13 protein-coding genes are annotated in these 24,738 nt (G+C 66.3%); 4 read left to right on the forward strand and 9 right to left on the reverse strand.

What is annotated here, in order from left to right; all coding sequences use genetic code 11:
* Positions 1-55: 55 nt before the first annotated feature.
* The 5 genes from HMPREF2716_RS01770 to HMPREF2716_RS01790 form a co-directional block, all read right to left on the reverse strand.
* Positions 56-1,030 carry a sulfite exporter TauE/SafE family protein gene (locus HMPREF2716_RS01770; RefSeq protein ID WP_003103681.1) on the reverse strand — a complete coding sequence of 325 codons (975 nt, stop codon included), beginning with the start codon at positions 1,028-1,030 and terminating at the stop codon, positions 56-58.
* 150 nt (positions 1,031-1,180) lie between these two features.
* Positions 1,181-2,641, reverse strand: a complete 1,461-nt coding sequence (selO, locus tag HMPREF2716_RS01775) for a protein adenylyltransferase SelO (RefSeq protein ID WP_003116144.1) — start codon at positions 2,639-2,641, stop codon at positions 1,181-1,183.
* Between the two features lie 66 nt (positions 2,642-2,707).
* Entirely contained in the window at positions 2,708-6,064 is a 3,357-nt protein-coding gene (gene mscK, locus HMPREF2716_RS01780; RefSeq protein WP_019726981.1) for a mechanosensitive channel MscK, read from the reverse strand.
* Between the two features lie 91 nt (positions 6,065-6,155).
* Complete coding sequence (locus HMPREF2716_RS01785; protein ID WP_019726980.1) at positions 6,156-7,898, reverse strand: potassium/proton antiporter; 1,743 nt, start codon at positions 7,896-7,898, stop codon at positions 6,156-6,158.
* Positions 7,899-8,190: 292 nt separating this feature from the next.
* Positions 8,191-9,993: an acyl-CoA dehydrogenase gene (locus tag HMPREF2716_RS01790; protein ID WP_003114561.1), complete on the reverse strand. Its 1,803-nt coding sequence runs from the start codon at positions 9,991-9,993 to the stop codon at positions 8,191-8,193.
* Between the two features lie 301 nt (positions 9,994-10,294).
* Here HMPREF2716_RS01790 and HMPREF2716_RS01795 point away from each other — a divergent pair, with 301 nt between their 5' ends.
* Positions 10,295-11,131 (forward strand): 23S rRNA (adenine(2030)-N(6))-methyltransferase RlmJ, encoded by an 837-nt coding sequence (locus tag HMPREF2716_RS01795; RefSeq protein WP_003095790.1) that lies wholly within the window; start codon positions 10,295-10,297, stop codon positions 11,129-11,131.
* 3 nt (positions 11,132-11,134) lie between these two features.
* Here HMPREF2716_RS01795 and msrA read toward each other — a convergent pair whose 3' ends face one another.
* The 4 genes from msrA to aceE form a co-directional block, all read right to left on the reverse strand.
* A complete protein-coding gene (msrA, locus tag HMPREF2716_RS01800; RefSeq protein WP_019726979.1) occupies positions 11,135-11,782 on the reverse strand; it encodes a peptide-methionine (S)-S-oxide reductase MsrA in 648 nt (215 codons plus the stop codon).
* A gap of 93 nt (positions 11,783-11,875) precedes the next feature.
* Positions 11,876-14,575 carry a phosphodiesterase DipA gene (gene dipA / locus HMPREF2716_RS01805; RefSeq protein ID WP_003114559.1) on the reverse strand — a complete coding sequence of 900 codons (2,700 nt, stop codon included), beginning with the start codon at positions 14,573-14,575 and terminating at the stop codon, positions 11,876-11,878.
* Positions 14,576-14,992: 417 nt separating this feature from the next.
* Positions 14,993-16,636, reverse strand: a complete 1,644-nt coding sequence (aceF, locus tag HMPREF2716_RS01810) for a dihydrolipoyllysine-residue acetyltransferase (protein WP_003115359.1) — start codon at positions 16,634-16,636, stop codon at positions 14,993-14,995.
* 144 nt (positions 16,637-16,780) lie between these two features.
* On the reverse strand, positions 16,781-19,429 hold the full coding sequence (aceE, locus tag HMPREF2716_RS01815; protein ID WP_003114556.1) for a pyruvate dehydrogenase (acetyl-transferring), homodimeric type: 2,649 nt from the start codon (positions 19,427-19,429) through the stop codon (positions 16,781-16,783).
* 281 nt (positions 19,430-19,710) lie between these two features.
* Here aceE and glnE point away from each other — a divergent pair, with 281 nt between their 5' ends.
* Genes glnE through waaF form a run of 3 tightly spaced genes read left to right on the forward strand, consistent with a single transcriptional unit; the run spans position 19,711 to position 24,735 of the window.
* On the forward strand, positions 19,711-22,659 hold the full coding sequence (gene glnE / locus HMPREF2716_RS01820; protein ID WP_003146359.1) for a bifunctional [glutamate--ammonia ligase]-adenylyl-L-tyrosine phosphorylase/[glutamate--ammonia-ligase] adenylyltransferase: 2,949 nt from the start codon (positions 19,711-19,713) through the stop codon (positions 22,657-22,659).
* A 55-nt stretch (positions 22,660-22,714) separates the two neighbouring features.
* A complete protein-coding gene (gene ilvE, locus HMPREF2716_RS01825; protein ID WP_003095783.1) occupies positions 22,715-23,638 on the forward strand; it encodes a branched-chain-amino-acid transaminase in 924 nt (307 codons plus the stop codon).
* Positions 23,639-23,697: 59 nt separating this feature from the next.
* A complete protein-coding gene (gene waaF, locus HMPREF2716_RS01830) occupies positions 23,698-24,735 on the forward strand; it encodes a lipopolysaccharide heptosyltransferase II (RefSeq protein ID WP_019726978.1) in 1,038 nt (345 codons plus the stop codon).
* The last annotated feature ends 3 nt before the right edge of the window (positions 24,736-24,738 follow it).

Genomic DNA, 24,738 nt, shown 5'->3' on the forward strand with positions numbered 1-24,738 from the left:
CCCGGGCAAGGAAAAGCGTGCCTGGTTAGACCGTTGTGTTCGCCGCTTATGCCTGTCAGCGCAGGCCGATGTAGATGTTGTAGGCGCTGATCAGGGTGATCAGGGTGCCGACGATGACCAGCAGGGTGCGCGGCGAAAGCTTCTTGCACAGCAGGGCGGCGAACGGCGCGGCGAACAGGCCGCCGAAGACCAGTCCGGCGACCATCTTCCAGGTGTCCGGCTGGCCGGCGAGGAGGATGAAGGAGGTGGCGCTGGCGATGGTCAGGAAGAACTCGGCGAAGTTCACCGAGCCGATGGTGGTGCGCGGGTCGCTACCCGAGCCGATCAGGCTGCTGGTGACCACCGGGCCCCAGCCGCCGCCGCCGGCGGCATCGACGAAGCCGCCGAAGAGTGCCAGCTTGGCCACGTGGCGCGGTGCCCGGCGCTTGATCACGTGGCGGTAGGCCTTGCTCAGGATGTACAGGCCCATCAGCAGCAGGTAGGCGGAGATGAAGGGCTTGAGTTGGTGGCCGTCGAAGCGGGTGATCAGCACGGCGCCGAGCACCGCGCCGATCATTCCCGGCAGCAGCAGGCGGAGGAAGAGTGACTTGTTGACGTTGCCGAGCTTGACGTGGGAAATCCCGGAAAAGCCGGTGGTGAACACTTCGGCGATGTGCACGCTGGCGCTGGCGGCGGCCGGCGTGGCGCCAGCGCTGAGCAGGAAGGTGGTGGCAGTAATGCCGTAGGCCATGCCCAGCGCACCGTCGATCACCTGGGCGAAGAAGCCCACCGCCACCGCGCTCCAGAAACCTCGGCTGGTCAGGGCCTGCTCGATGATCTCGAAGCCGCTGCTGCCGCCGTTGTCGAAGAACAGGCGCCAGGCCAGGAAGGCGAGCAGGCCGACCAGGATCAGCACCGCCGCCCACATGGCGGCGCGCAGTACCGGGTGGTCGTCCGGATGGGTGACGAAATCTTCGACAGGAGGCAGACCTAGCGCCTGGTGTTCGGTGTTGATCGAACTCTGGCTGAGATCGAGGTCGCGTATCTTCATGCGGCAAGGCGCCTGACAGGAGGTGGTAGAACAGGCTGGAATAAGTGTGGCGGCGAAGATAATCGGCTTTTCTTAGTGCGTCTAAGAAGTTTTCCGAAGGTATTTATTCCACTGCGGCATTAACGGCCGCCGTTCTGTCAGGGTATCCCGTCAGGAGGAGCAACTGATTTCCAGGTGCCGCCCCCAGTCCGGAGGGCGCCGGGTGAAGCGCTCCATGCCCGGCTGTTCCTCGAACGGGCGACTCAGCACCTGGTGCAGCAAGCGGACTTCCGTGTAGTCGCCCTGCTCGGCCGCTTCGATGGCCTGCTGTGCCAGGTAGTTGCGCAGCACATAGAGCGGATTGACCGCGTGCATGCGCCGGCGCCGCGACTCCTGGTCTCCGCCTTCTTCCTCGACGCGCCGGCGGTAGGCCTCGGCCCAGCGGTCGAAGGCCTCGCGGTCGACGAAGTCGTCGCGCAGGCTGGCCAGCGCCCGCTCCGGAGTTTCTTCGCCGAGTCGGCGGAAGAACAGCGAGTAATCCACCGCGCTGCCCTGCATGCGCTGCAACAGTTCCTGGACCAGGGCCTGGTCGTTCTCCGCGGCGACGCCCAGGCCCAGGCGCCGGCGCATCAGGTCGAGGTAGTGGGCCTGGTAGAGGGGCAGGAACAGGTCGAGGCTGGCGCGCAGTTCGTCCACTTCCACCAGTGGCGTCAGCGCCTGGGCCAGGGCGGCCAGGTTCCAATGGGCGATCGGTACCTGGTTGCTGAAGGAGTAGCGGCCGGCGTCGTCGGAGTGATTACAGATGTGATTGGCGTCGAAATCGTCGAGGAAGGCGTAGGGCCCGTAGTCGAAGGTAATGCCGAGGATCGACATGTTGTCGGTGTTCATCACCCCGTGGCAGAAGCCATAGGCCTGCCAGCGGGCGATGAGTTCGGCGTTGCGCTCGACGACCTGGCGGAACATCGCCGCGTATGGCCGCTCGGCTGCGTTGCAGTCGGCGAAGTGGTGTTCCAGAACGAACGCCGCCAACTGTTTCAACTGGTCGTGCTGGCGGGTGTAGTAGAAGTATTCGAAGTGACCGAAGCGCACGTGGCTGGGCGCCAGGCGCAGCAGCGTCGCCGCGCTTTCCTTCTTCTCGCGCCAGACCGGCGTGCTCGAACCGATCACGCAGAGCGCCCGGCTGCTGGGAATGCCCAGTGCCGGAAGGGCTTCGGAGGCGAGGAACTCGCGGATCGACGAGCGCAGCACGGCGCGCCCGTCGCCCATCCGCGAGTAGGGGGTCTGGCCGGCGCCCTTGAGGTGCAGGTCCCAGTGCTCGCCGGCCTGGTTGATCACCTCGCCGAGCAGCAGGCCGCGGCCGTCGCCCAGGCGCGGGTTATAGGAGCCGAATTGGTGGCCGGAATACACCATCGCCCGCGGCTCGGCTTCCGACCACAGCTTGTGCCCGCCGAACAGTTCGGCGAACAGCGCTTCGTCGCTGGTTTCCGCTGGCAGGTCGAGCAGCGCCAGGGCGGCGGGGCTGGCTACCACCAGGCGCGGCTCGGCGATGGGGTCGGGCAGGACTTCGGTGGAGAAGGCGTCGCCCAGGCGGGCGAAGCGGTTGTCGAAGTCGAGGTCGTCGAGTGATTTCAAGAGAGGCCTCCGGCAATTCCCGAGCATTGTGCTGGGAATTGCCGGAGGGCGTCCAGGCCCGGAGGTTCAGCGGGTCGGTTCGGCGGGACCGTCCTGGCCCTTGAGCGCGGGCGGATTGCCGACGCCGCTGTGCTGCGGCTCGCCGACGAACAGCTGGACCTGCTGGCCCTGGAGGTTCTTGACGAACACATCGACCTGGTTGAAAGCCATGTCGATCTTGTGTTCGCGGAAGCTGGTGGCGATCTTCGTCAGGATCTCGTCGGTAGAGGGGTTGCGGTCGCCCAGTTCGCGGACGTGGAAGCGCAGCTCGTAGTCGAAGGTACTGGCGCTGATGGTCAGGAAGTACAGCAGCGGCTCCGGGTCGCGCAGTACCCGCGGGTTTTCCTTGACCGCCTGCATCATCAGCTTGCGCGCCAGCGGCAGGTCGGTCTCGTAGGCCAGGCCGATCTTGATGGTGACCCGGGTCACGGTATCGCTCAGCGACCAGTTCACCAGTTGCCCGGTGATGAAGGTCTGGTTCGGGACGATGATCTCCTTGCGGTCGAAATCGGTGATGGTGGTGGCGCGGATGCGGATCCGGCTGACCGTGCCGGACAGGTTGCCGATGGTCACCACGTCGCCGATTCGTACCGGACGCTCGAAGAGGATGATCAGGCCGGAGACGAAGTTGGAGAAGATCGCCTGCAGGCCGAAACCGAGGCCTACCGAGAGCGCCGCCACCAGCCATTGCAGCTTGTCCCAGCTGACCCCGAGGGTGGACAGGGCGCTGACGATGCCGATGCCGCTGATGGCGTAGGAAAGCAGGGTGGTGGTGGCGTAGGCGCTGCCCTGGGCCAGGGTCAGGCGCTGCAGTACCAGGACTTCCAGCAGGCCGGGCAGGTTGCGCGCCAGGGCCACGGTGACCACCGCGATGGCCAGCGCCGCGAGGAAGTCGCGCAGGCTGATCGGCACGCTGGTGGCCGCTTCGCCGGTGCCGGCGGTGTACTGGTACAGGGTGACGTTGTCGAGGTAGGAGATCACGCTGATCAGGTCGGCCCAGACCCAGTACAGGCAGACGATGAAGCCGATCAGCAGGGCCAGGCGGATCAGCCGCAGCGATTGCTGGTTGATCTGCTCGATGCCGAGGGTCGGCTCCTCGACGTTGGTCTCGCCGTCGACGCCTTCCTTCGCCGCGTTCTGCCGTTTCGCCAGGGCCCGGGCGTAGGCCAGGCGCCGGGCCGCCACACCCAGGCCGCGGACGAAGGCGGCCTCGATGACGAACCAGAGCAGCAGCAGGTAAAGGGTATCGATGAGACGGTCGGTGAGCTTCAGCGAGGTGTAGTAGTAGCCGAAGCAGACCGCGACGAAGAGCACCAGCGGCAGCGCGGTGAAGAGGAGGCCGACGATCATCTTGATCAGCGACGGACGCTCGTCGCCGGGGCTGCTGAACAGCAGGCGGCTGAGCAGCCAGGCCATGGCCGCGTAGCCGAGCAGGACCACGGCGATGCCGATCACGTCGTCGGCCAGACTCGCCGGCTGGTGCTCGGCCACCGTCACCACGCCGACCAGCGCCAGGACCACAACGCCGAGGCGGACCAGGTGCCGGTCGAGGAAGCCGACCTGTTCGCGGCTCCAGTGGAAATGCCGCTCGGCGATGCCGCCCGGGGTGAGGATGCGATGGGCGGTGTAGAACAGCAGCCAGACCTGGGCCATTTCCAGCAGGGCGCTGCCGAGGGTGGCGTTCTGGCCGCGGGCGTCCAGCAGCAGGGCCAGGCCGGCGACGGCGAAGGTCAGGGTGCCGGGCAGGGCGAGGAGGATGGTGATCAGGATCGCCAGCGGGGTATGCAGCTGGCTGTCGCGCTTGAAGTGGCCGATGTCGTCGTTCAGCTCCGCCAGCTTGTCGTACAGGTAGCGGCGTTTCCACAGCAGCGCGGCGATCAGCAGGAACAGCGGCAGGAACAGCAGCGGCCGATCGACCAGGCCTTCGCCCAGTTCACGCACCCCGGAGCCCCAGGGGATCTCGGTGAGCTGGTTCTTCAGCAGGGTCGGGGTCATCTTGAACCAGGACAGGTCGAGCGGCTGGTTGCTGGGAATCCAGAACATCTGCTCGTCGAGGGTGGTGCGCAGGCTCTCGCTGGTGGAAAGCAACTGTTTCTGGTTCAACTGCAAGGTGATCGCTTCGTTGAGCAGCGCGTTGAGTTCGTGGTTGAGCCGTTCGAGCAACTCGGAACGGGTTGCCAACAGGGTGTCGAGATCCTTGCGCAGTTCCGGCGTGACCTGCTCGCTGGGCTGCTGGGCGAGCAGGTCGTCCAGGTATTGCTGCGGGGTCGCCAGCTTGTCGCGTTCCTGGTTCAGTTCGAACTGGCCGAGGCGCAGGTCGGCGATCTCGTCGGCCAGGCTCTGGTCGGCCTTGATCTTGGGCAGCGCCTGTTTCTGCTTGTAGAGGATGCGCGACAGCAGCAGGCTGCCGCGCAGGACGTTGATCTGTTCCTCGAGGGCCTGGTTGGACTGGGTCAGGTTGTCCAGTTGCTGCTTGGTCTCGAGGTTGCGCCGGGTGAGCACGTTGAGGCGGTCGGTGGCACGCAGGAGGTAGTCGGAGAGACGCAGGTTCTTGGCGTTCTCCTGGCTCAGCAGGCTGTCGGTGCCGGCCCCCTGGGCGCCTTCCTTGGACAGCTCGGCGACGGTCTTTTCCGACTGCTCGCGGCGCTTCTCGCTGATCAGCGCCTGCAGGTCGAGGGTTTCCTTTTCCAGGCGCGAGATCTTCTCGGTGAGCAGATCGTGCTGGCTCTTGCCGAGGTCCTGCAGCAGGTTGTTGCCGGCCAGCTCCTGGCGCAACAGCTGGCTCTGCACGGTCAATGCGGCCTGCTCGGCGAGCAGCTCGCCGCGACGGTCGGCGTTGATCGTCTTGCCGCTTTCCTTGCCGGCCTTGAGCAGCGAGCCGATTTCCAGGATCCGTGCCTGCATGCTGCTGATGCCGGCCTGGGCTCGTTCCGGACGGGTCTCGGCGGTGATCGACAGGCTGTTGGCCTCGCCCAGGGCTTTCTGCCACTCGGCCTGCTGGGTGGTGCGGTCGTTGAGCAGCATTTCCAGGCGGGCCGCGCTCTCGCCGCTGTAGCGTTCGCTGACCGGACGTTCTTTGGTCTTCTTCAGGCGCTCCAGTTCGCGCTGGTTTTCCTCGATCTGCCGGGGCGCGTCGCTCAGGCGCTTTTTCAGGTCCTCCAGGCTCTGCAGCGCTTCGTCGCGCGCGGCGAGGAACTTGAGGGTCTGTTCGAGGCTGGCCTTTGCGACCTTCTGGTCGGCTTCGGCGAGCTTGCGCTCGGCCAGCTTGTCGAGGCTTTGCTGGACGGCCTCGGCCGAGGGCGGCTCGGACTGGGCGAGGAGCGGCGGACTGGCAAGGCAGAGGCCGAGGAAAAGAATAGCGATCAGGGAGCGGAGGGCAGGCATGGTCGAGAAGAGACTCGAAGAAGGGTGAATGCAGGTTAGTGGTGGCTCCGAGGCGCCGCAAGGCGCCTCGGAACGGGAATTCGACAGGAAATCAGAGGAAAAGTCCGGGCCCTGGGCGGCCTTCCGGAAACTTCACGCCGACCTTGCGGATACGGTTGCCTTCCAGGGCGGCCACGGTCCAGGTCAGGCCGTTCCACTCCACCTGGTCGCCGATCACCGCTTCGCCGCCGATCTCGTGGGCGATGAAGCGCTCCAGCGCTTGCTCGCCGTCGATGCCGTCGAGCTTCAGGCCGTAGAGCGAGGCCACCGCCGACAGCTGGGCATCGCCTTCCAGCACGAAGTCGCCGAAGAAGCGCGCGCCGAGGCCGCGGTCGGGCGCCTGGCTGAACAGCTTGCCGAGGGCCGGCAGGTCGTGTTCGTGGCCGATCACGCAGAGAATGTCGTCGGCCTCGAGGATGGTGCTGCCCGACGGGTGGAGCAGTTCGGTGCCGCGGAACAGCGCGGCGATCCGGGTCCCGCCGGGCATCTTCAGCTCGCGCAGGGCGGCGCCGATGCACCACTTTTCCTTGTTCAGGTGGTAGACGAACAGCTCCCACTCGCTGGTCGGGTGGATCTCCAGGCCGGCGCGGGATATCGGTGCCGGATCCGGCGGCACCACCACCCGCAGCAGCCTGGCCGCCCAGGGCAGGCTGGTGCCCTGCACCAGCAGCGAGACCAGGACGATGAAGAAGGCCACGTTGAAGAACAGTTGGGCGTTCGGCAGGCCGGCCATCAGCGGGAACACCGCGAGGATGATCGGCACCGCGCCGCGCAGGCCGACCCAGGCGATGAAGGCTTTCTCCCGGTCGTGGAAGGCGCGGAACGGGATCAGTCCGATCAGTACCGACAGCGGTCGTGCCACCAGGATCATCCACAGCGCCAGGGCCAGTGCCGGCAGGGCGATCGGCCACAGGTCGTGGGGGGTGACCAGCAGGCCGAGGACCAGGAACATGCCGATCTGCGCCAGCCAGGCCATGCCGTCGAGCATGTGCAGGATGCCGTGGCGGCTGCGGATCGGGCGGTTGCCGAGGAGCAGGCCGCACAGGTAGATGGCGAGGATGCCGCTGCCGCCGACGGCGTTGGCCAGGGCGAACACCAGCAGGCCGCCGCTGATCACCAGCAACGGGTAGAGGCCGCCGGCCAGGTGCATGCGGTTGATCAGTTGCAGCAGCAACCAGCCGCCGCCAAGACCGAGCAGGGCGCCGAGACCGAACTGCTGCACCAGGTGCAGGGCGAAGCCCCAGCTGAGGCCGGTCTGGCCGCTGGCGAGCATCTCGATCAGGGTCACGGTGAGGAACACCGCCATCGGGTCGTTGCTGCCCGATTCGATTTCCAAGGTCGCGGTGACCCGCTCGTTGAGACCTTTGCCGCCGAGCAGGGAGAACACCGCGGCGGCGTCGGTGGAGCCGACGATGGCGCCGATCAGCAGGCCTTCCATCCAGTGCAGGTCGAACAGCCAGGCTGCCGCGATGCCGGTCAGGCCGGTGGTCACCAGCACGCCCAGGGTGGCCAGCGACAATGCCGGCCAGAGCGCCACGCGGAAGCTGGAGACGCGGGTGCGCAGGCCGCCGTCGAGGAGGATCACGGCGAGCGCCAGGTTGCCCACCAGGTAGGCCATCGGATAGTTGTCGAAGACGATGCCGCCGACCCCGTCGTTGCCGGCGATCATGCCGACGGCGAGGAAGATCACCAGGATCGGGATGCCCAGGCGGGAGGACAGCGAGCTGACGAGGATGCTCATGCCGACCAGCACCGCCCCGATCAGGAAGAAATTATTGACGGTGACGGCGTCCAAGGTCGGCCTCCTCGCGGCGGGACAGGGGGAAGGCGACGCTACGGGTCGGTTTTACGTAGGGGAATTACGTAGACAGGATGCAGGCCGCATGCCAAGTGATTCTAACCTGCGGATTTGGCGGACTGTAAAGGGGCGGCTGCGGTTTTTTTCGAAGGAATTCCAAGGCTTTCGCGTTGTCCGGGCGAGTGCGCGCGGACTCGCCGGCGTGGCCGCCAGGCAACGGCAACCCGGCGTCCATGCCCGGACATAAAAAAGCCCCGGACGTGACCGGGGCGGGAAAGGGCAGGCAGGATCAGAACCATTCTTCCTGCATGCTCGAACACACGTCGTCGCGGGCCTCCAGCAGCGCCAGTTCGTGGTGGCAGCCAGGCACTTCCCAGGTCAGGAAGTAGCGTGCGGCCTGCAACTTGCCGCGATAGAAGTCGGCGTCGGCGCAGTCGCCGCGAGCCAGCCCTTCCTCGGCGCGGATCGCCTGCTCCAGCCAGCGCCAGCCGATCACCGCATGGCCGAACACTTTCAGGTACAGCGCCGAGTTGGCCAGGCCCTGGTTGACCTGGCCCTGCATCAGGTCGCCGAGCAGTGCCAGGGTCACCTCGGACAGCCGCGCCACCAGCCGTTCCAGCGGCTGGCGCAGGGCGACCAGGGATGGGTGGGCTTCGGCGCGCCGGCAGGCGTCCTGGATCAGGCGGGTCAGCTGGCGCAGGCCGGCGCCATTGTTCTGCCCGACCTTGCGTCCCAGCAGGTCGAGGGACTGGATGCCGTGGGTGCCTTCGTGGATCGGGTTCAGGCGATTGTCGCGGTAGTACTGTTCCACCGGGTATTCGCGGGTGTAGCCGTGGCCGCCGAGGATCTGGATCGCCAGCTCGTTGGCCTTCAGGCAGAACTCCGAGGGCCAGGACTTGACGATCGGGGTCAGCAGGTCGAGCAGGTCGTGGGCCTGGCGGCGCTGTTCGTCGTCTTCCAGGGTCTGGCTGTCGTCGAACAGGCGCGCGGCGTACAGGCCCAGGTCGAAGGCGCCTTCGACATAGGCCTTCTGGGTCAACAGCATGCGCCGCACGTCGGCGTGGCGGATGATCGCCACCTGTGGCGCGCTCGGGTCCTTGCCGTCCGGCAGGCGGCCCTGCGGGCGTTCGCGGGCGTACTCCAGCGAATAGAGGTAACCGGCATAGCCAAGCATCACCGCGCCCATGCCGACGCCGATGCGCGCCTCGTTCATCATCTGGAACATGTAGGCCAGGCCGTGGTGCGGCTTGCCCACCAGGTAGCCGACGCAGGCGCCGTTGTCGCCGAAGTTCAGCGCGGTGGAGGTGGTGCCGCGATAACCCATCTTGTGGAACAGGCCGGCGAGGATCACGTCGTTGCGCGGCCCGAGGCTGCCGTCGGCGTTGACCAGGAACTTCGGCACGATGAACAGCGAGATGCCTTTCACCCCCGGCGGTGCATCCGGCAGCTTGGCCAGGACCATATGCACGATGTTCTCGGAGAGCGGGTGGTCGCCGCCGGAGATGAAGATCTTGTTGCCCTTGATCCGATAGCTGCCGTCGGCGGCCGGTTCGGCGCGGGTGCGGATGTCGGAGAGGGAGGAGCCGGCGTGCGGTTCGGTGAGGGCCATGGTGCCGAAGAAGCGGCCCTCGATCATCGGTTGCAGGAAGCGCTGCTTCTGCTCCTCGCTGCCGAAGCTCTCGATCAGGTTGGCGGCACCCATGGTCAGGAACGGATAGGCCGAGCTACCGACGTTGGCCGCCTGGAAGTGGGCGAAGCAGGCTTGCGACAGCAGGGTCGGCAACTGCATGCCGCCTTGCTCGAAGCTGCGGGTGGCGTTGAGGAAGCCGGCGTCGAGGAAGGCATCCACTGCCGGCTTCACTTCCGGAATCAGCGTGGCTGAGCCATTCTCATAGAGCGGCTCGTGTTCGTCGCCCTTGCGGTTGTGCGGGGCGAACAGCTTTTCCGCCAGGCTCCGCGCGGTGCCGAGGGCGGCATCGAAGGTTTCGCGGCTATGTTCGGCGAAGCGCGGGCGCTGGGTCAGGGCTTCGGCATCGAGGACTTCGTACAGCTCGAACGCCAGGTTGCGGGAACTGAGCAGGGTTTCGGACATGACGACCTCGGCGAAAGGGGATCGTGGGGCGGCGCGGCGAAGGCATCGACCGTCGCAGGCGGTGCCAGGGTGCCAGCGAGTCTAGGCTGGTGAATGAAGGTCGCCAACCAACATCGATATGCGTGATACAAGGGCCAAACCTGCGACGGCGAGACCGCTGCCGAAGCCTCGGGAGGCTGGTAGAATCCGCGCCCCTCGCCCATGGGCGAGGGCCTGTGCCGACGCGGGGTCGGCGCGAAACCGCCGGGGCCGGGCGGTCCGGCTAGCAGCGCTGCCTGGCGCTGTCCAAGGAGCAGTCATCATGAACTATCGTCACGCTTACCACGCCGGCAACCATGCCGATGTCTTCAAGCACCTGGTGCTGGCGCGGATCTTCGCCCTGCTGGGGCGCAAGGACACGCCGTACGCCTACCTGGACAGCCATTCCGGGGTCGGCCTCTACGACCTGCAGGGTGACGAGGCCAGCCGCACCGGCGAGTGGGAGCAGGGCATCGCCCGCCTGTGGGAGCGCGAAGGCCTGCCCGAGCAACTGGACGATTACCTGGACGTGATCCGTCACCTGAATCCGGACGGCTCCCTGCGCTACTACCCGGGCTCGCCGGAACTGGCGCGGCGCCTGACCCGCGCCCAGGACCGCGTGCTGCTCAACGAATTGCATCCCGAGGACGGCCGCCTGCTCAAGGCCAACATGGCTGGCGAACGGCGGGTCGCCGTGCACCAGGGCGACGGTTGGCTGCTGCCGCGGGCGTTCCTGCCGGCGCCGGAAAAGCGCGCGGTGCTGCTGATCGATCCGCCGTTCGAGCAGGCCGACGAATTGCAGCGTTGTGTCGCTGCGCTCGACGAGGCGATCGGGCGGATGCGCCAGACGGTGGTGGTGATCTGGTATCCGATCAAGGACGAGCGCCAGCTCAAGCGTTTCTACCAGGCCCTGGAACGTAGCGTCGCGCCGAAGCTGCTGCGTGCCGAGCTGCACGTGCATCCGATCGACGACGCCGAGCGTTTCAACGGCTCCGGGCTGGCCATCGTCAATCCGCCGTGGCCGCTGGAAGACGAACTGCGCGACCTACTGCCCTGGCTGGCCGAGGTCATGGCCCAGAGCCAGGGCGGCTGGCGTCTCGACTGGCTGGTGGCGGAATAGTCGTCAGGCCGGCAGGCACACCCCGGTGCCGCCCAGGCCGCAGTAGCCGTTGGGGTTCTTCGCCAGGTACTGCTGGTGGTAGGCCTCGGCGTAGTAGAAGGGCGGGACGTCGGCGATCTCGGTGGTGATGCGGTCGTAGCCGGCTTTCGCCAGTTCGGCCTGGAAGTTCTCCCGGCTGGCCAAGGCCGCGGCCTTCTGGGCCGCGTCGAAGGTGTAGATCACCGAGCGGTACTGGGTGCCGATGTCGCCGCCCTGGCGCATGCCCTGGGTCGGGTCGTGGGCTTCCCAGAATACCTTGAGCAGCTGTTCGAAGCTGGTCTCCTGCGGGTTGTAGACCACCAGCACGACCTCGCTGTGGCCGGTCAGGCCGGAGCAGACTTCGTCGTAGGTCGGGTTCGGCGTGTAGCCGCCGGCATAACCCACCGCGGTCACCCAGACACCCGGTTGCTGCCAGAGGCGACGCTCGGCGCCCCAGAAGCAGCCCATGCCGAACAGCACCTGTTGCAGGCCGGCGGGGAACGGCGCGGTCAGCGGGCGGCCGTTGACGAAGTGCGCTTCGGGCACCGGCATGGCGCTTTCGCGACCCGGCAGGGCCTGGTCCGGCGTGGGCAGCTCGCTTTTCTTGGTGAGGATTTCAGAACGCAGAACCATGGCTCTCGTCTCCTGCTCAGGGGGTAGGCGAATGACTCGCGGATGAGCACAGAGAGTACAGCCTTTCCGCGCCGGCGGGGGAGGCCTGGGCGATCAGTGCAGGGTGCGGCAGGGATAGCGCAGCAGACTGGTATTGAGCAGGTCGCTGGGGATCGGCCGGTCGAACAGGTAGCCCTGGCCGATGTCGCAGCGGTTGCGCCGCAGGAAGGCCAGTTGCTCGGCGCTCTCCACGCCTTCGGCGACTACCTTGAGCTTGAGGTTGTGGGCCATGGCGATCACCGCCGAGGTGATTTCCATGTCGTCCTGGCTGTCCGGAATGTCCTTGATGAAGCTGCGGTCGATCTTGATCACGTCGATGGGGAATTTCTTCAGGTAGCTCAGTGACGAGTAGCCGGTGCCGAAGTCGTCCATCGCCAGGGTCAGGCCGAGGCTCTTCAGGCGTTCGAGTTGCTGGCGGGTATCGTCGGTGGCGTCCAGCAGCAGGCTTTCGGTGAGCTCCAGTTCCAGTTGGCTGGCCGGAATGTTCTCTTCGTGGAGGATCGCCGCGATCGAGCCGACCAGGTCCGGGTCGGTGAACTGCTTGGGCGACAGGTTGATGGCGATCTGCAGCTCGCCCAGCCCGGCCTCGGCCAGCTCGCGGGCCTGGCGACAGGCTTCGCGGATCACCCACTTGCCGATCGGCACGATCAGCCCGGTTTCCTCGGCCACGCTGATGAAGCGGTCCGGGCGGATCATGCCTTTTTCCGGATGCTGCCAGCGCAGCAGGGCTTCCAGGCCGAGCAACTGGCCGCTGCGCAGGCACAGCTTGGGCTGGTAGTGCACCGCCAGTTCGTTCTGCGCCAGGGCGCGGCGCAGGTTGCTCTCGACGAACAGCTTGTAGCTGGCCTCGGCGGTCAGCGCCTCGGTGAACACCTGGACCTGGTGCTTGCCGTTGGCCTTGGCCTTGTGCAGCGCCAGGCCGGCGTACTTCATCAGGGTCTGCGGGTCGCAGCCGTGCTGCGGGGCGCTGGCCAGGCCGATGGAGCCGGTGATGTTGATCAACTGGTTGTCGACGAACAGCGGCTTGTCGAGCATGTGCAGGACCTGCGCGGCAATGCTTTCGCCCTTTTCCACCGCGGTGTCGTCGAGCAGCACGGCGAACTCGTTGCTGGCGAAGCGCGCCAGGGTGGCGCCGTCGCCGAGGCAACTGCGCAAGCGCCGGGCCAGGCTGACCAGCAGCTTGTCGCCGGTCTGGTGGCCGAGGCTGTCATTGATCCGCTTGAAGTTGTCGATGTCCACCAGCAGCAGGCTGAGCGGGCGGTCGCCGCTGCTTTCCAGGCGTTCCTCGAGGGCACCGATGAAATAGTGCCGGTTGGCCAGGCCGGTGAGGTTGTCGCGGTAGGCGAGTTTCTCGATGTGCTGCTGGGCCAGCTTGTTCTGCGTGATGTCTTCGTAGATGCCGATGTAGTGGGTCAGCTCGCCGAGATCGTCGTAGACCTTCGACAGCGACAACTGGCCCCAGTAAGGCTCGTGGTTCTTGCGGCGGCTGCGGAACTCGCCCTGCCAGCTGTTCTGCTGGGTCAGCGCGGAACGCGCGTCGAACAGCAGCTCGCTGAGGTTCTCCAGCGCCGGAAGCTCGGACAGGCGTCGGTTACGCACTTCGTCGGCGCTGTACTGGGTGATCGAGGTGAAGCTCGGATTGACGTATTCCACCACGCCGTCGCGGTCGATCAGCAGGAAGGCGCTGGCGCTCTGTTCCACCGCGCGCTGGAACAGGTGCAGGGCGCTGGAGACATTGCGTCGCTCGTGGTTCATCAGGACCTGCGCGTACTGGTCGGCGAGTTCCCCGGCGAAGGCGATCTCGTCGCTCTGCCACATGCGGTTCTCGCCGGCGTGTTCCAGGCACAGCACGCCGACCACCTCGCCGCCGATGCGGATGGTGGCGTCGAGCAGGGCGTTGACGCCCAGCGGCCTCAGGTAGTCCTTGTAGAGTTCCTGGGTGCGTGGGTCGCGCTGGGCGTTGTGGGCGTCGATGGCGCGCCCGCTGTGTACCGCCTCGAGGTAGGCGGGGTAGCGGCTGGCGTCGATGCTCTGGGGCTTCTCGTACTGGTCGAGGTCGCGGCGGTAGACGGTCACCGCTTCCAGGCGCTGGTCGTCGAGCAGCCGCCAGATGCCGGCTCGCGCGGTGCCGTAGGCTTCGCAGGCGGCCTGGGTGATCAGTTGCGCAGCCTCCAGCAGCGGGTCGCTGGACAGGTAGCGATGGCGGGCCAGGCGGACGATCAGGTTCTGCTGGGTGCGCGAGCGCAGCAGGTGTTGCAGGTGGTCGTCCTGGGAGCGCTGGTAGAGGTCCAGGGACGCCTTCAGGCGCAGGTTCTGCGATTCCAGGTCGAGCAACTGTTCGCTGCGCTCGGCGCTCTCCGCTCGCTCCTCGACCATCAGGTAGCCGTGCAGCAACTGGCGGCCATGCTGCTGGAAGGCTTCGCCGAACTCCAGCATGGTCAGCACGCCGTTGGGTGTGTGCAGCTTGTAGCTCACCTGGTAGTGCGGGCGCTTCACCAGTTGCTGCTGGATCTGCTCGTGCAGGCGGTGGCGGGCCTCGGGTTCCATCAGGCTGGCGTAAGGCGCATCGAGCAGTGCGCAGAGGGTAGTCGCCGGCAGCCCGAGCTGGCGCTCGCAGGCAGGATCGAGGAACAGCAGTGCCCAGCTCGGCTCGTTCAGCCGCTCGAAACGCAGCAGCCCGAGCCGCGACGGCACGGGTAGCTGCGTGACAACCTCGGCCGCCGAACGGCTGGCGGCATCGGGATGACTTTTCATGCGAGGCTGATTCCAGGTACTGAGCGAGGGGGAGGCCTCGACCCGTTTCGATGGGGTGCAGGCAAAGGGTGCATTATGCCGATTGGTCTGACAAGTAACTCTGTATCGGCCCGGCAGGGCCCAAGTTAAGCGTATCCGGGAAAAAACCGCTGGACGGTCGGAGGTCTGCGGTGCCGCTGGAAAAGCCCTGTTTTTCGTAGGGTTGGCTTCGCCGGGAGGGTTGGCGTCGAGCGCCTGTCATCGTGCGCGCCGAACTCGCGCCTGCGGGTCCTGTGGCATTCGCTGGCGGTACGACGGGACGCAGTTTCGCCGAGCCGTCAGGCGGGCAAAAAAAGCCCCACCATCCGGTGGGGCCGAGAGACGAGCGTGGCATGCTCGCGAGAGGGGCTGGCCGCTCCGTGGGGAGCGGCGCAGGTATTACAGGAGCAGGGTGCGGATGTCCGCCAGCAGCTCGCCCAGGCGCTTGGTGAAGCGCGCCGCGGCGGCACCGTTGATCACGCGATGGTCGTAGGACAGCGACAGCGGCAGCATCAGGCGCGGCTGGAAGGCCTTGCCGTCCCATACCGGCTGCATGGTCGCCTTGGACACACCGAGGATCGCCACTTCCGGCGCGTTGACGATCGGCGTGAAGCCGGTGCCGCCGATGTGGCCGAGACTGGAGATGGTGAAGCAGGCGCCCTGCATGGCATCGGCCGAGAGCTTCTTGTTGCGGGCCTTGTCGGCCAGGTCGGCGGCCTCGGCGGCCAGTTGCAGGAGGCTCTTCCGGTCGACATCGCGGATCACCGGGACCAGCAGGCCGTCCGGAGTGTCCACGGCGAAGCCGATGTGTACGTACTTCTTGCGGATCAGCGCCTTGCCGCTGGGGGCCAGCGAACTGTTGAAGTCCGGCAGTTCCTTGAGCAGGTGGGCGCAGGCCTTGAGCAGGATCGGCAGTACGGTCAGCTTGACCCCGGCCTTCTCCGCCGCGGCCTTCTGGGCAACGCGGAAGGCTTCCATGTCGGTGATGTCCGACTGGTCGAACTGGGTCACGTGCGGCACGTTCAGCCAGCTGCGATGCAGGTTGGCGGCGCCGACCTGCATCAGGCGGGTCATCGCCACTTCTTCCACTTCGCCGAACTTGCTGAAGTCGACTTCCGGGATCGGCGGGATGCCGGCTCCGCCGGTGGCGCCGGCACCGCCGGACTTGGCGCGCTGCAGTTGCTCCTTGACGAAGACCTGGACGTCTTCCTTGAGGATGCGACCCTTGGGACCGCTGGCTTTCACTTCGCTCAGCTCGACGCCGAACTCGCGCGCCAGCATGCGCACCGCCGGGCCGGCGTGGACCTTGGCGCCGTCGCGGCTGGGTGCGCCGACCGGAGCCGGGGTATCGGCCTTGGCTGGCGCAGGGGCCGCCGCGGCGGGCTTCTGCTCGGCGGCGGGCGCCGCGGCCTGGGCCGGAGCGGCTGCCGGTTGCTCTTCGGCTGCCGGAGCGGCGCCTTCCACCTTCAGCTTGAGGATCAGGTCGCCGGTGCCGACTTCGTCACCGACCTTGATCGAGACGCTTTCCACCACGCCGGAGGCCGGCGAAGGGATCTCCATGCTGGCCTTGTCGGATTCCAGGGTGATCAGCGACTGGTCGGCCTCGACCGTGTCGCCGGCCTTGACCATCACTTCGATGACGTTGGCCTTGCCGGCCGAGCCGATGTCCGGGACCTTGATGTCCTGGACACTGGCTGCGGCGGGGGCGGCCGGCTTGCTCTCGCTCGGGGCGGGAGCAGGCGCTTCGGCTTTCGGCGCTTCCGGTTGGGCGGGCGCTGCCTCGGCCTTGGCTTCGGCAGGCTGTTCGCCGCCTTCCACTTCCAGCTCGAGGATTTCGTCACCTTCTTTCAAGGTGTCGCCGACCTTCGCCTTGATGCTTTTCACTACCCCGGCCTTGGGACTGGGGATTTCCATGCTGGCCTTGTCGGATTCCAGGGTCAGCAGGCTCTGATCGGCCTCGACCTTGTCGCCGGGCTTGACCAGCAGCTCGATGACTTCACCCTCACCGTTGCCGATGTCGGGTACGCGAATGAGTTCGCTCACATTCCTCTCCTTTTACGTGCCACCACCGCTGTGCGGCGCGCAAAACAAAGACTTTTGGTCCTTGGTTCGTTGTGAGCCGGCGCCGCCCGTTGGCGGCGCCGGCGTGCTCGAAACCCCTCGCTGCCGAGGGGAGTATGGAGCGAATTAGCAATCCAGCGGGTTGCGCTTCTCCGGATCGATACCGTACTTGGCGATGGCCTCGGCCACCACTTTCGGCTCGATATCGCCGCGATCGGCCAGCGCTTCGAGCGCGGCCAGCACCACCCAGTGACGATCCACTTCGAAGAAGTTGCGCAGCTTCTTGCGGCTGTCGCTACGGCCGAAGCCGTCGGTGCCGAGCACCTTGTACTCCTTGGAGGGAACCCACTGGCGGATCTGCTCGGCATAGAGCTTCATGTAGTCGGTGGAGGCGATCACCGGGCCGCGACGGCCGCCCAGGCACTCCTCGACGTAGCTCTGCTTCGGCTTCTGGCCCGGATGCAGGCGGTTCCAGCGCTCGACGGCAAGGCCGTCGCGACGCAGTTCGTTGAAGCTCGGCACGCTCCAGACGTCGGCGCCGATGCCGAAGTCGTTGCGCAGCAGCTTGGCCGCTTCCTCGACTTCGCGCAGGATGGTGCCGGAGCCCAGCAGTTGCACGTGGTGAGCGGCTTCCTTCTTGTCCTCCTCGAGGAGGTACATGCCCTTGATGATGCCTTCCTCTGCGCCCTTCGGCATGGCCGGCTGGACGTAGTTCTCGTTCATCACGGTGATGTAGTAGAAGATGTCCTGCTGCTCTTCGATCATCTGCCGCGAGCCTTCGCGGATGATCACCGCCAGTTCGTAGGCGTAGGTCGGATCGTAGGTGCGGCAGTTCGGGATGGTCGAGGCCAGCAGGTGGCTGTGGCCGTCCTCGTGCTGCAGGCCTTCGCCGTTCAGCGTGGTGCGACCGGCGGTGCCGCCGATCAGGAAGCCGTGCGCGCGGCTGTCGCCGGCGGCCCAGGCCAGGTCGCCGATGCGCTGGAAGCCGAACATCGAATAGAAGATGTAGAACGGCAGCATCGGCTGGTTGTGGGTGCTGTAGGAGGTACCGGCGGCAATCCAGCTGGACATGGCGCCGGCCTCGTTGATGCCTTCCTCGAGGATCTGGCCCTTCTTGTCCTCGCGGTAGAACATCACCTGGTCCTTGTCCACCGGCTCGTAGAGCTGGCCGACCGAGGAGTAGATGCCGAGCTGGCGGAACATGCCTTCCATGCCGAAGGTACGGGCCTCGTCCGGGACGATCGGGACGATGCGCGGGCCGAGTTCCTTGTCCTTGACCAGCTGCGAGATGATCCGCACGAAGGCCATGGTGGTGGATATCTCGCGATCGCCGGAGCCGTCGAGCATGGCCTTCAGGGTTTCCAGCGGCGGAACCGGCACGCTCATGCTCTTCTGCCGGCGCACCGGCATGAAGCCGCCCAGCGCGGCGCGGCGCTCGGCCAGGTACTTGGCCTCGGCGCTGCCTTCTTCAGGCTTGTAGAACGGCAGCTTCTCCAGGTCGGCGTCCTTGACCGGGATGTCGAACTTGTCGCGGAACGCGCGCAGGCTGTCGACGTCGACCTTCTTCACGTTGTGCGCGATGTTCTTCGCTTCGCCGCTGCCGGTGCCGTAGCCCTTGATGGTCTTGGCGAGGATGACGGTCGGCTGGCCCTTGTGGTTGACCGCCTGGTGGTAGGCCGCATAGACCTTGTAGGGGTCGTGGCCGCCGCGGTTGAGCTTCCAGATTTCCTCGTCGGAAAGGTCCTTGACCATTTCCAGCAGTTCCGGACGCGCGCCGAAGAAGTGCTCGCGCACGTAGGCGCCGTCTTTCGCCTTGTAGTTCTGGTATTCGCCGTCGATGACCTCGTCCATGCGCTGTTGCAGCAGGCCGGCGGTGTCCTTGGCGAACAGTGGGTCCCAGAAGCGACCCCAGATGACCTTGTTGACGTTCCACTCGGCGCCGCGGAACACGCCTTCCAGCTCCTGGATGATCTTGGCGTTGCCGCGGACCGGGCCGTCGAGGCGCTGCAGGTTGCAGTTGATGACGAAGATCAGGTTGTCGAGTTTCTCGCGGCCGGCCAGGGAGATCGCGCCGAGGGATTCCGGCTCGTCGCACTCGCCGTCGCCCATGAAGCACCAGACCTTCTGCTTGCCGGCGGGGATGAAGCCGCGGCTTTCCAGGTACTTCATGAAACGTGCCTGGTAGATCGCCTGGATCGGGCCAAGGCCCATGGATACGGTGGGGAACTGCCAGAAGTCCGGCATCAGCCAGGGGTGCGGATAGGAGGACAGGCCGTTGCCGTCCACTTCCTGGCGGAAGTTCTCCAGTTGTTCCTCGCTGATGCGGCCTTCGAGGAAGGCCCGGGCGTAGACGCCGGGGGACGCGTGGCCCTGGAAGAACACCAGGTCGCCGCCGTGTTCGTCGGTGGGAGCCTGGAAGAAATAGTTGAAGCCGATGTCGTAGAGGGTCGCCGAGGAGGCGAAGGTGGAGATGTGGCCGCCCAGGTCCGGGTCGTGCTTGTTCGCCCGCATCACCATCGCCAGGGCGTTCCAGCGCACCAGGGAGCGGATCCGGCGCTCCATGAACAGGTCGCCGGGCATGCGTGCTTCGTGGGTTACCGGAATGGTGTTGCGATAGGGCGTGGTGATCGCGTAGGGCAGTTGGGTGCCGCTACGGCTGGCCAGCTCGCCCATGCGGGTCATCAGGTAATGAGCGCGGTCTTCACCTTCGCGGTCGAGTACGGACTCCAGGGCGTCCAGCCATTCCTGGGTTTCGACGGGATCGAGGTCTTGCATGGCTTGCTCCAGGGCGGAAAGGCTTCCAGAATCGGATGCCATAGGTGAGCGGCCGGCCTCGTGGGCGACCGCAGCTAATTCTTGGATGTTCTCCGGGGGTGTACCCGGCGACTTGTAGTTTTACTACAGATCAGTCTGAGAAACAGCCCTCTGGATACAATTTTTAGTAGTAAAACTACATTTCGATTGTCGCTGTCAGGCTATAAGGCCCGATGTAGAGCCTTTTCGACGTTGTGCGTCGAGCCTGTGGTCTTCGGTCGGAAGCCCAAACAGGATAGACCATGAGCCTGCCTTCGCTGGCGAATCTGCCGGCCACCCTGCTGCCCGCCGCCGAACGCGCCGGGACTGCCCTCCGCTCCGCTGTCGCCGCCCTCGATGCCGCCGCCCTGGCCCGCCTGGAGGCCTGGCCCGAGGAGCGCCTGGAGGATTTCCGACGGGTCGCCGCGGCCAGCGATTTCGTCGCCGAGCAGGCAGTGCGCGACCCGGCGATGCTGCTGGAACTGGCCGAACGCGGCGAGCTGGAGAACCCCCACGCGCCCGGCGAACTGCGCAGTCAGTTGCAGGCGCGGCTGGAGGATTGCGCCGACGAGGACGAACTCGGTCGGCGCCTGCGACGTTTCCGCACACGCCAGCAACTGCGCATCATCTGGCGCGACCTGACCCGCCGCGCCGCGCTGGCGGAAACCTGTCGCGACCTGTCGGCCCTGGCCGACGCCTGCATCGACCTGGCTTGCGAGTGGCTCCATCGGCGCCAGTGCGAGCAGTTCGGCACGCCGATCGGCCGGCGCTCCGGCGAACCGCAGCGGATGGTGGTCCTCGGCATGGGCAAGCTGGGCGCGGTGGAACTCAACCTGTCGTCGGACATCGACCTGATCTTCGGTTACCCGGAGGGCGGCGAGACCGAGGGGGCGAAGCGTTCGCTGGACAACCAGGAGTTCTTCACCCGCCTGGGGCAGAAGCTGATCAAGGCGCTGGATGCGATCACCGTCGACGGCTTCGTCTTCCGCGTCGACATGCGCCTGCGTCCCTACGGCTCCAGCGGACCGCTGGTCTACAGCTTCGCCGCGCTGGAGCAGTACTACCAGGACCAGGGGCGCGACTGGGAGCGCTACGCGATGATCAAGGCGCGGGTGGTCGGCGGCGACCAGCAGGCAGGCGAGCAACTGCTCGGCATGCTGCGGCCGTTCGTCTATCGGCGCTACCTGGACTTTTCCGCCATCGAGGCGCTGCGCACCATGAAGCAGCTGATCCAGCAGGAGGTCCGGCGCAAGGGGATGTCGGAAAACATCAAGCTGGGCGAAGGCGGTATCCGCGAGGTGGAGTTCATCGCCCAGGCCTTCCAGTTGATCCATGGCGGGCGCGACCTGAGCTTGCAGCAACGGCCGCTGCTGAAGGTGCTGGCGACCCTGGAGGGGCAGGGCTACCTGCCGCCGGCGGTGGTCGAGGAGCTGCGCGGCGGCTACGAGTTCCTGCGCTACGCCGAGCATGCCATCCAGGCGCTGGCCGACCGGCAGACGCAAATGCTGCCCAGCGACGAATACGACCGCATCCGCGTGGCCTTCATCATGGGCTTCGCCAGTTGGGCCGCATTCCACGAGCGCCTGAGCCACTGGCGGGCGCGCATCGACTGGCACTTCCGCCAGGTGATCGCCGACCCGGACGAGGACGAAAGCGGCGAGGCGGCCTGCGGCAGCGTCGGCGCCGAGTGGATCCCGCTGTGGGAGGAGGCGCTGGACGAGGAGTCGGCCAGCCGGCAACTGGCCGACGCCGGCTTCGTCGATGCCGAGGCGGCCTGGAAGCGTCTCAGCGATCTGCGCCACGGCCCCCAGGTACGAGCGATGCAGCGTCTCGGCCGGGAGCGCCTGGATGCCTTCGTTCCGCGCCTGCTGGCGATGACCGTGGAAAACCCCCAGCCGGACCTGGTGCTGGAGCGGGTCCTGCCGCTGGTGGAAGCGGTGGCGCGGCGTTCCGCCTACCTGGTGTTGCTGACCGAGAACCCCGGCGCGCTGGAGCGCCTGCTGACCCTCTGCGCGGCCAGCCCGATGGTTGCCGAGCAGATCGCGCGGTTCCCGATTCTACTCGACGAGCTGCTCAACGAGGGGCGCCTGTTCCGTCCTCCACAGGCCGCCGAGCTGGCCGCCGAGCTGCGCGAACGGCTGATGCGGATTCCCGAGGACGACCTCGAGCAGCAGATGGAGACCCTTCGTCACTTCAAGCTGGCCCACGGGCTGCGGGTGGCGGCCTCGGAGATCGCCGGCACGCTGCCGTTGATGAAGGTCAGCGACTACCTGACCTGGCTGGCCGAGGCGATCCTCGTCGAGGTCCTCGAACTGGCCTGGCGGCAGTTGGTGCAGCGTCACGGCCGGCCGTTGCGCGCCGACGGCACGCCGTGCGATCCGGACTTCGTCATCGTCGGCTACGGCAAGGTCGGCGGGCTGGAGTTCGGCCATGGCTCGGACCTCGACCTGGTGTTCATCCATGACGGCGACCCCCAGTGCGAGACCGATGGCGGCAAATCCATCGATGGCGCGCAGTTCTTTACCCGCCTGGGGCAGAAGATCATCCATTTCCTCACCGCGCAGACGCCATCCGGCACCCTCTACGAGGTCGACATGCGCCTGCGTCCGAGCGGCGCGGCCGGCCTGCTGGTGAGTTCGCTGGGCGCCTTCCAGCGCTACCAGGAGCAGGAGGCCTGGACCTGGGAGCACCAGGCGTTGGTCCGCGCCCGGGTGCTGGCCGGTTGCCGGCGGGTGCAGGCGAGCTTCGAGGCGGTACGTGCCGAGGTGCTGGCGAGGCCGCGCGATCTCGACGCGTTGCGCACCGAAGTCAGCGAAATGCGCGCCAAGATGCGCGACAACCTGGGAACCCGCGCGACCGCCGCCGGTACCGCCTCGAATGCCTTCGAGGCCACGGCAGCCTTCGATCTCAAGCACGATGCCGGTGGTATCGTCGATATCGAATTTATGGTGCAATATGCGGTTCTAGCTTGGTCCGGAGAACACCCGGCGCTGCTCGAATTCACCGATAACATCCGCATTCTGGAAGGACTGGAACGGGCTGGCCTGATCGCCAGCGAGGACGTCCGTCTCCTGCAGGAGGCCTACAAGGCCTATCGCGCAGCCGCACACCGCCTGGCACTACAGAAGGAGGCCGGGGTCGTGAGCGGCGAGCACTTCCAGACGGAGCGGCGAGAAGTGATCAGGATCTGGCGCGAGCTGCGGCTCGGCTGATCCACTCAGGCACGTAACGCAAGTACGTAACGAATATCTGAAGGAGCTGGCAACTATGTCGATGGCCGATCGTGATGGCGTGATCTGGTATGACGGTGAACTGGTGCAGTGGCGCGACGCGACCACGCACGTGCTGACCCATACCCTGCACTATGGAATGGGCGTGTTCGAGGGCGTGCGCGCCTACGACACCCCGCAGGGCACGGCGATCTTCCGCCTGCAGGCGCATACCGACCGGCTGTTCGACTCCGCGCACATCATGAACATGCAGATCCCGTACAGCCGCGACGAGATCAACGAGGCGACCCGCGCCGCCGTGCGCGAGAACAACCTGGAAAGCGCCTATATCCGCCCGATGGTGTTCTACGGAAGCGAAGGCATGGGCCTGCGCGCCAGCGGCCTGAAGGTCCATGTGATCATCGCCGCCTGGAGCTGGGGCGCCTACATGGGCGAGGAAGCCCTGCAGCAAGGCATCAAGGTGCGCACCAGTTCCTTCACCCGCCACCACGTCAACATCTCGATGACCCGCGCCAAGTCCAACGGCGCCTACATCAACTCGATGCTGGCCCTCCAGGAAGCGATCTCCGGCGGCGCCGACGAGGCCATGATGCTCGATCCGGAAGGCTACGTGGCCGAAGGCTCCGGCGAGAACATCTTCATCATCAAGGATGGCGTGATCTACACCCCGGAAGTCACCGCCTGCCTGAACGGCATCACTCGTAACACTATCCTGACCCTGGCCGCCGAACACGGTTTTAAACTGGTCGAGAAGCGCATCACCCGCGACGAGGTGTACATCGCCGACGAGGCCTTCTTCACTGGCACTGCCGCGGAAGTCACGCCGATCCGCGAAGTGGACGGTCGCAAGATCGGCGCCGGCCGCCGTGGCCCGGTCACCGAAAAGCTGCAGAAAGCCTATTTCGACCTGGTCAGCGGCAAGACCGAGGCCCACGCCGAGTGGCGTACCCTGGTCAAGTAAGCACCGAAGAAGGGTGTGACAGGGAGGCGAAAGCCTCCCTGATCATTTCCGGAGCCTGAATGAGAATTCTGATCGTAGGTCCCTCCTGGGTGGGGGACATGGTGATGGCGCAGACCCTGTTCCAGTGTCTGCGCCAGTGGCATCCCGAGTGCGTGATCGACGTGCTGGCGCCCGAGTGGAGCCGACCGATCCTCGAGCGCATGCCCGAGGTGCGCCAGGCCCTGAGCTTCCCGCTCGGCCACGGGGTGATGGACGTCGCCACACGGCGCCGGATCGGACGCGGCCTGCGCGGTCAGTACGAGCAGGCGATCCTGCTGCCCAACTCGCTGAAGTCGGCGCTGGTGCCCTGGTTCGCCGGAATACCGAAGCGCACCGGCTGGCGCGGCGAGATGCGCTACGGGCTGCTCAATGACATCCGCAAGCTCGACAAGCAGCGCTATCCGCTGATGATCGAACGCTTCATGGCCCTGGCCTTCGAGCCGGGCGTGGAGTTGCCGAAGCCCTATCCGCAGCCGCGCCTGCGGATCGACGACGGCAGCCGCCAGGCGGCGCTCGACAAGTTCGCCCTGAGCCTGGACCGCCCGGTGCTGGCGCTCTGTCCCGGCGCCGAGTTCGGCGAGGCCAAGCGCTGGCCGGCGGAACACTACGCCGCGGTCGCCGAGGCGAAGATCCGTGCCGGCTGGCAGGTCTGGCTGTTCGGCTCGAAGAACGACCATCCCGGTGGAGAGGAGATTCGCCAGCGCCTGATTCCGGGGTTGCGCGAGGAGTCCTTCAATCTTGCCGGGGAGACTTCGCTGGCCGAGGCCATCGACCTGATGTCCTGCGCTGGCGCGGTGGTGTCCAACGATTCCGGCCTGATGCACGTGGCGGCCGCGCTGGATCGCCCGCTGGTGGGCGTCTATGGCTCCACCTCGCCGCAGTTCACCCCGCCGCTGGCGGACCGGGTGGAGATCGTCCGCCTCGGTCTCGAGTGCAGCCCGTGCTTCGAGCGCACCTGTCGCTTCGGCCACTACAATTGCCTCCGCGAGCTGCCGCCTGGCCTGGTATTGCAAGCCCTGGAGCGGCTGGTCGGCGACCCTGCCGAGGTCGCCGGATGAGGG

Origin of the sequence: Pseudomonas sp. HMSC076A11, from assembly GCF_001810205.1 — a bacterium.
GTDB classification, from domain to species: Bacteria; Pseudomonadota; Gammaproteobacteria; order Pseudomonadales; family Pseudomonadaceae; genus Pseudomonas; species Pseudomonas aeruginosa.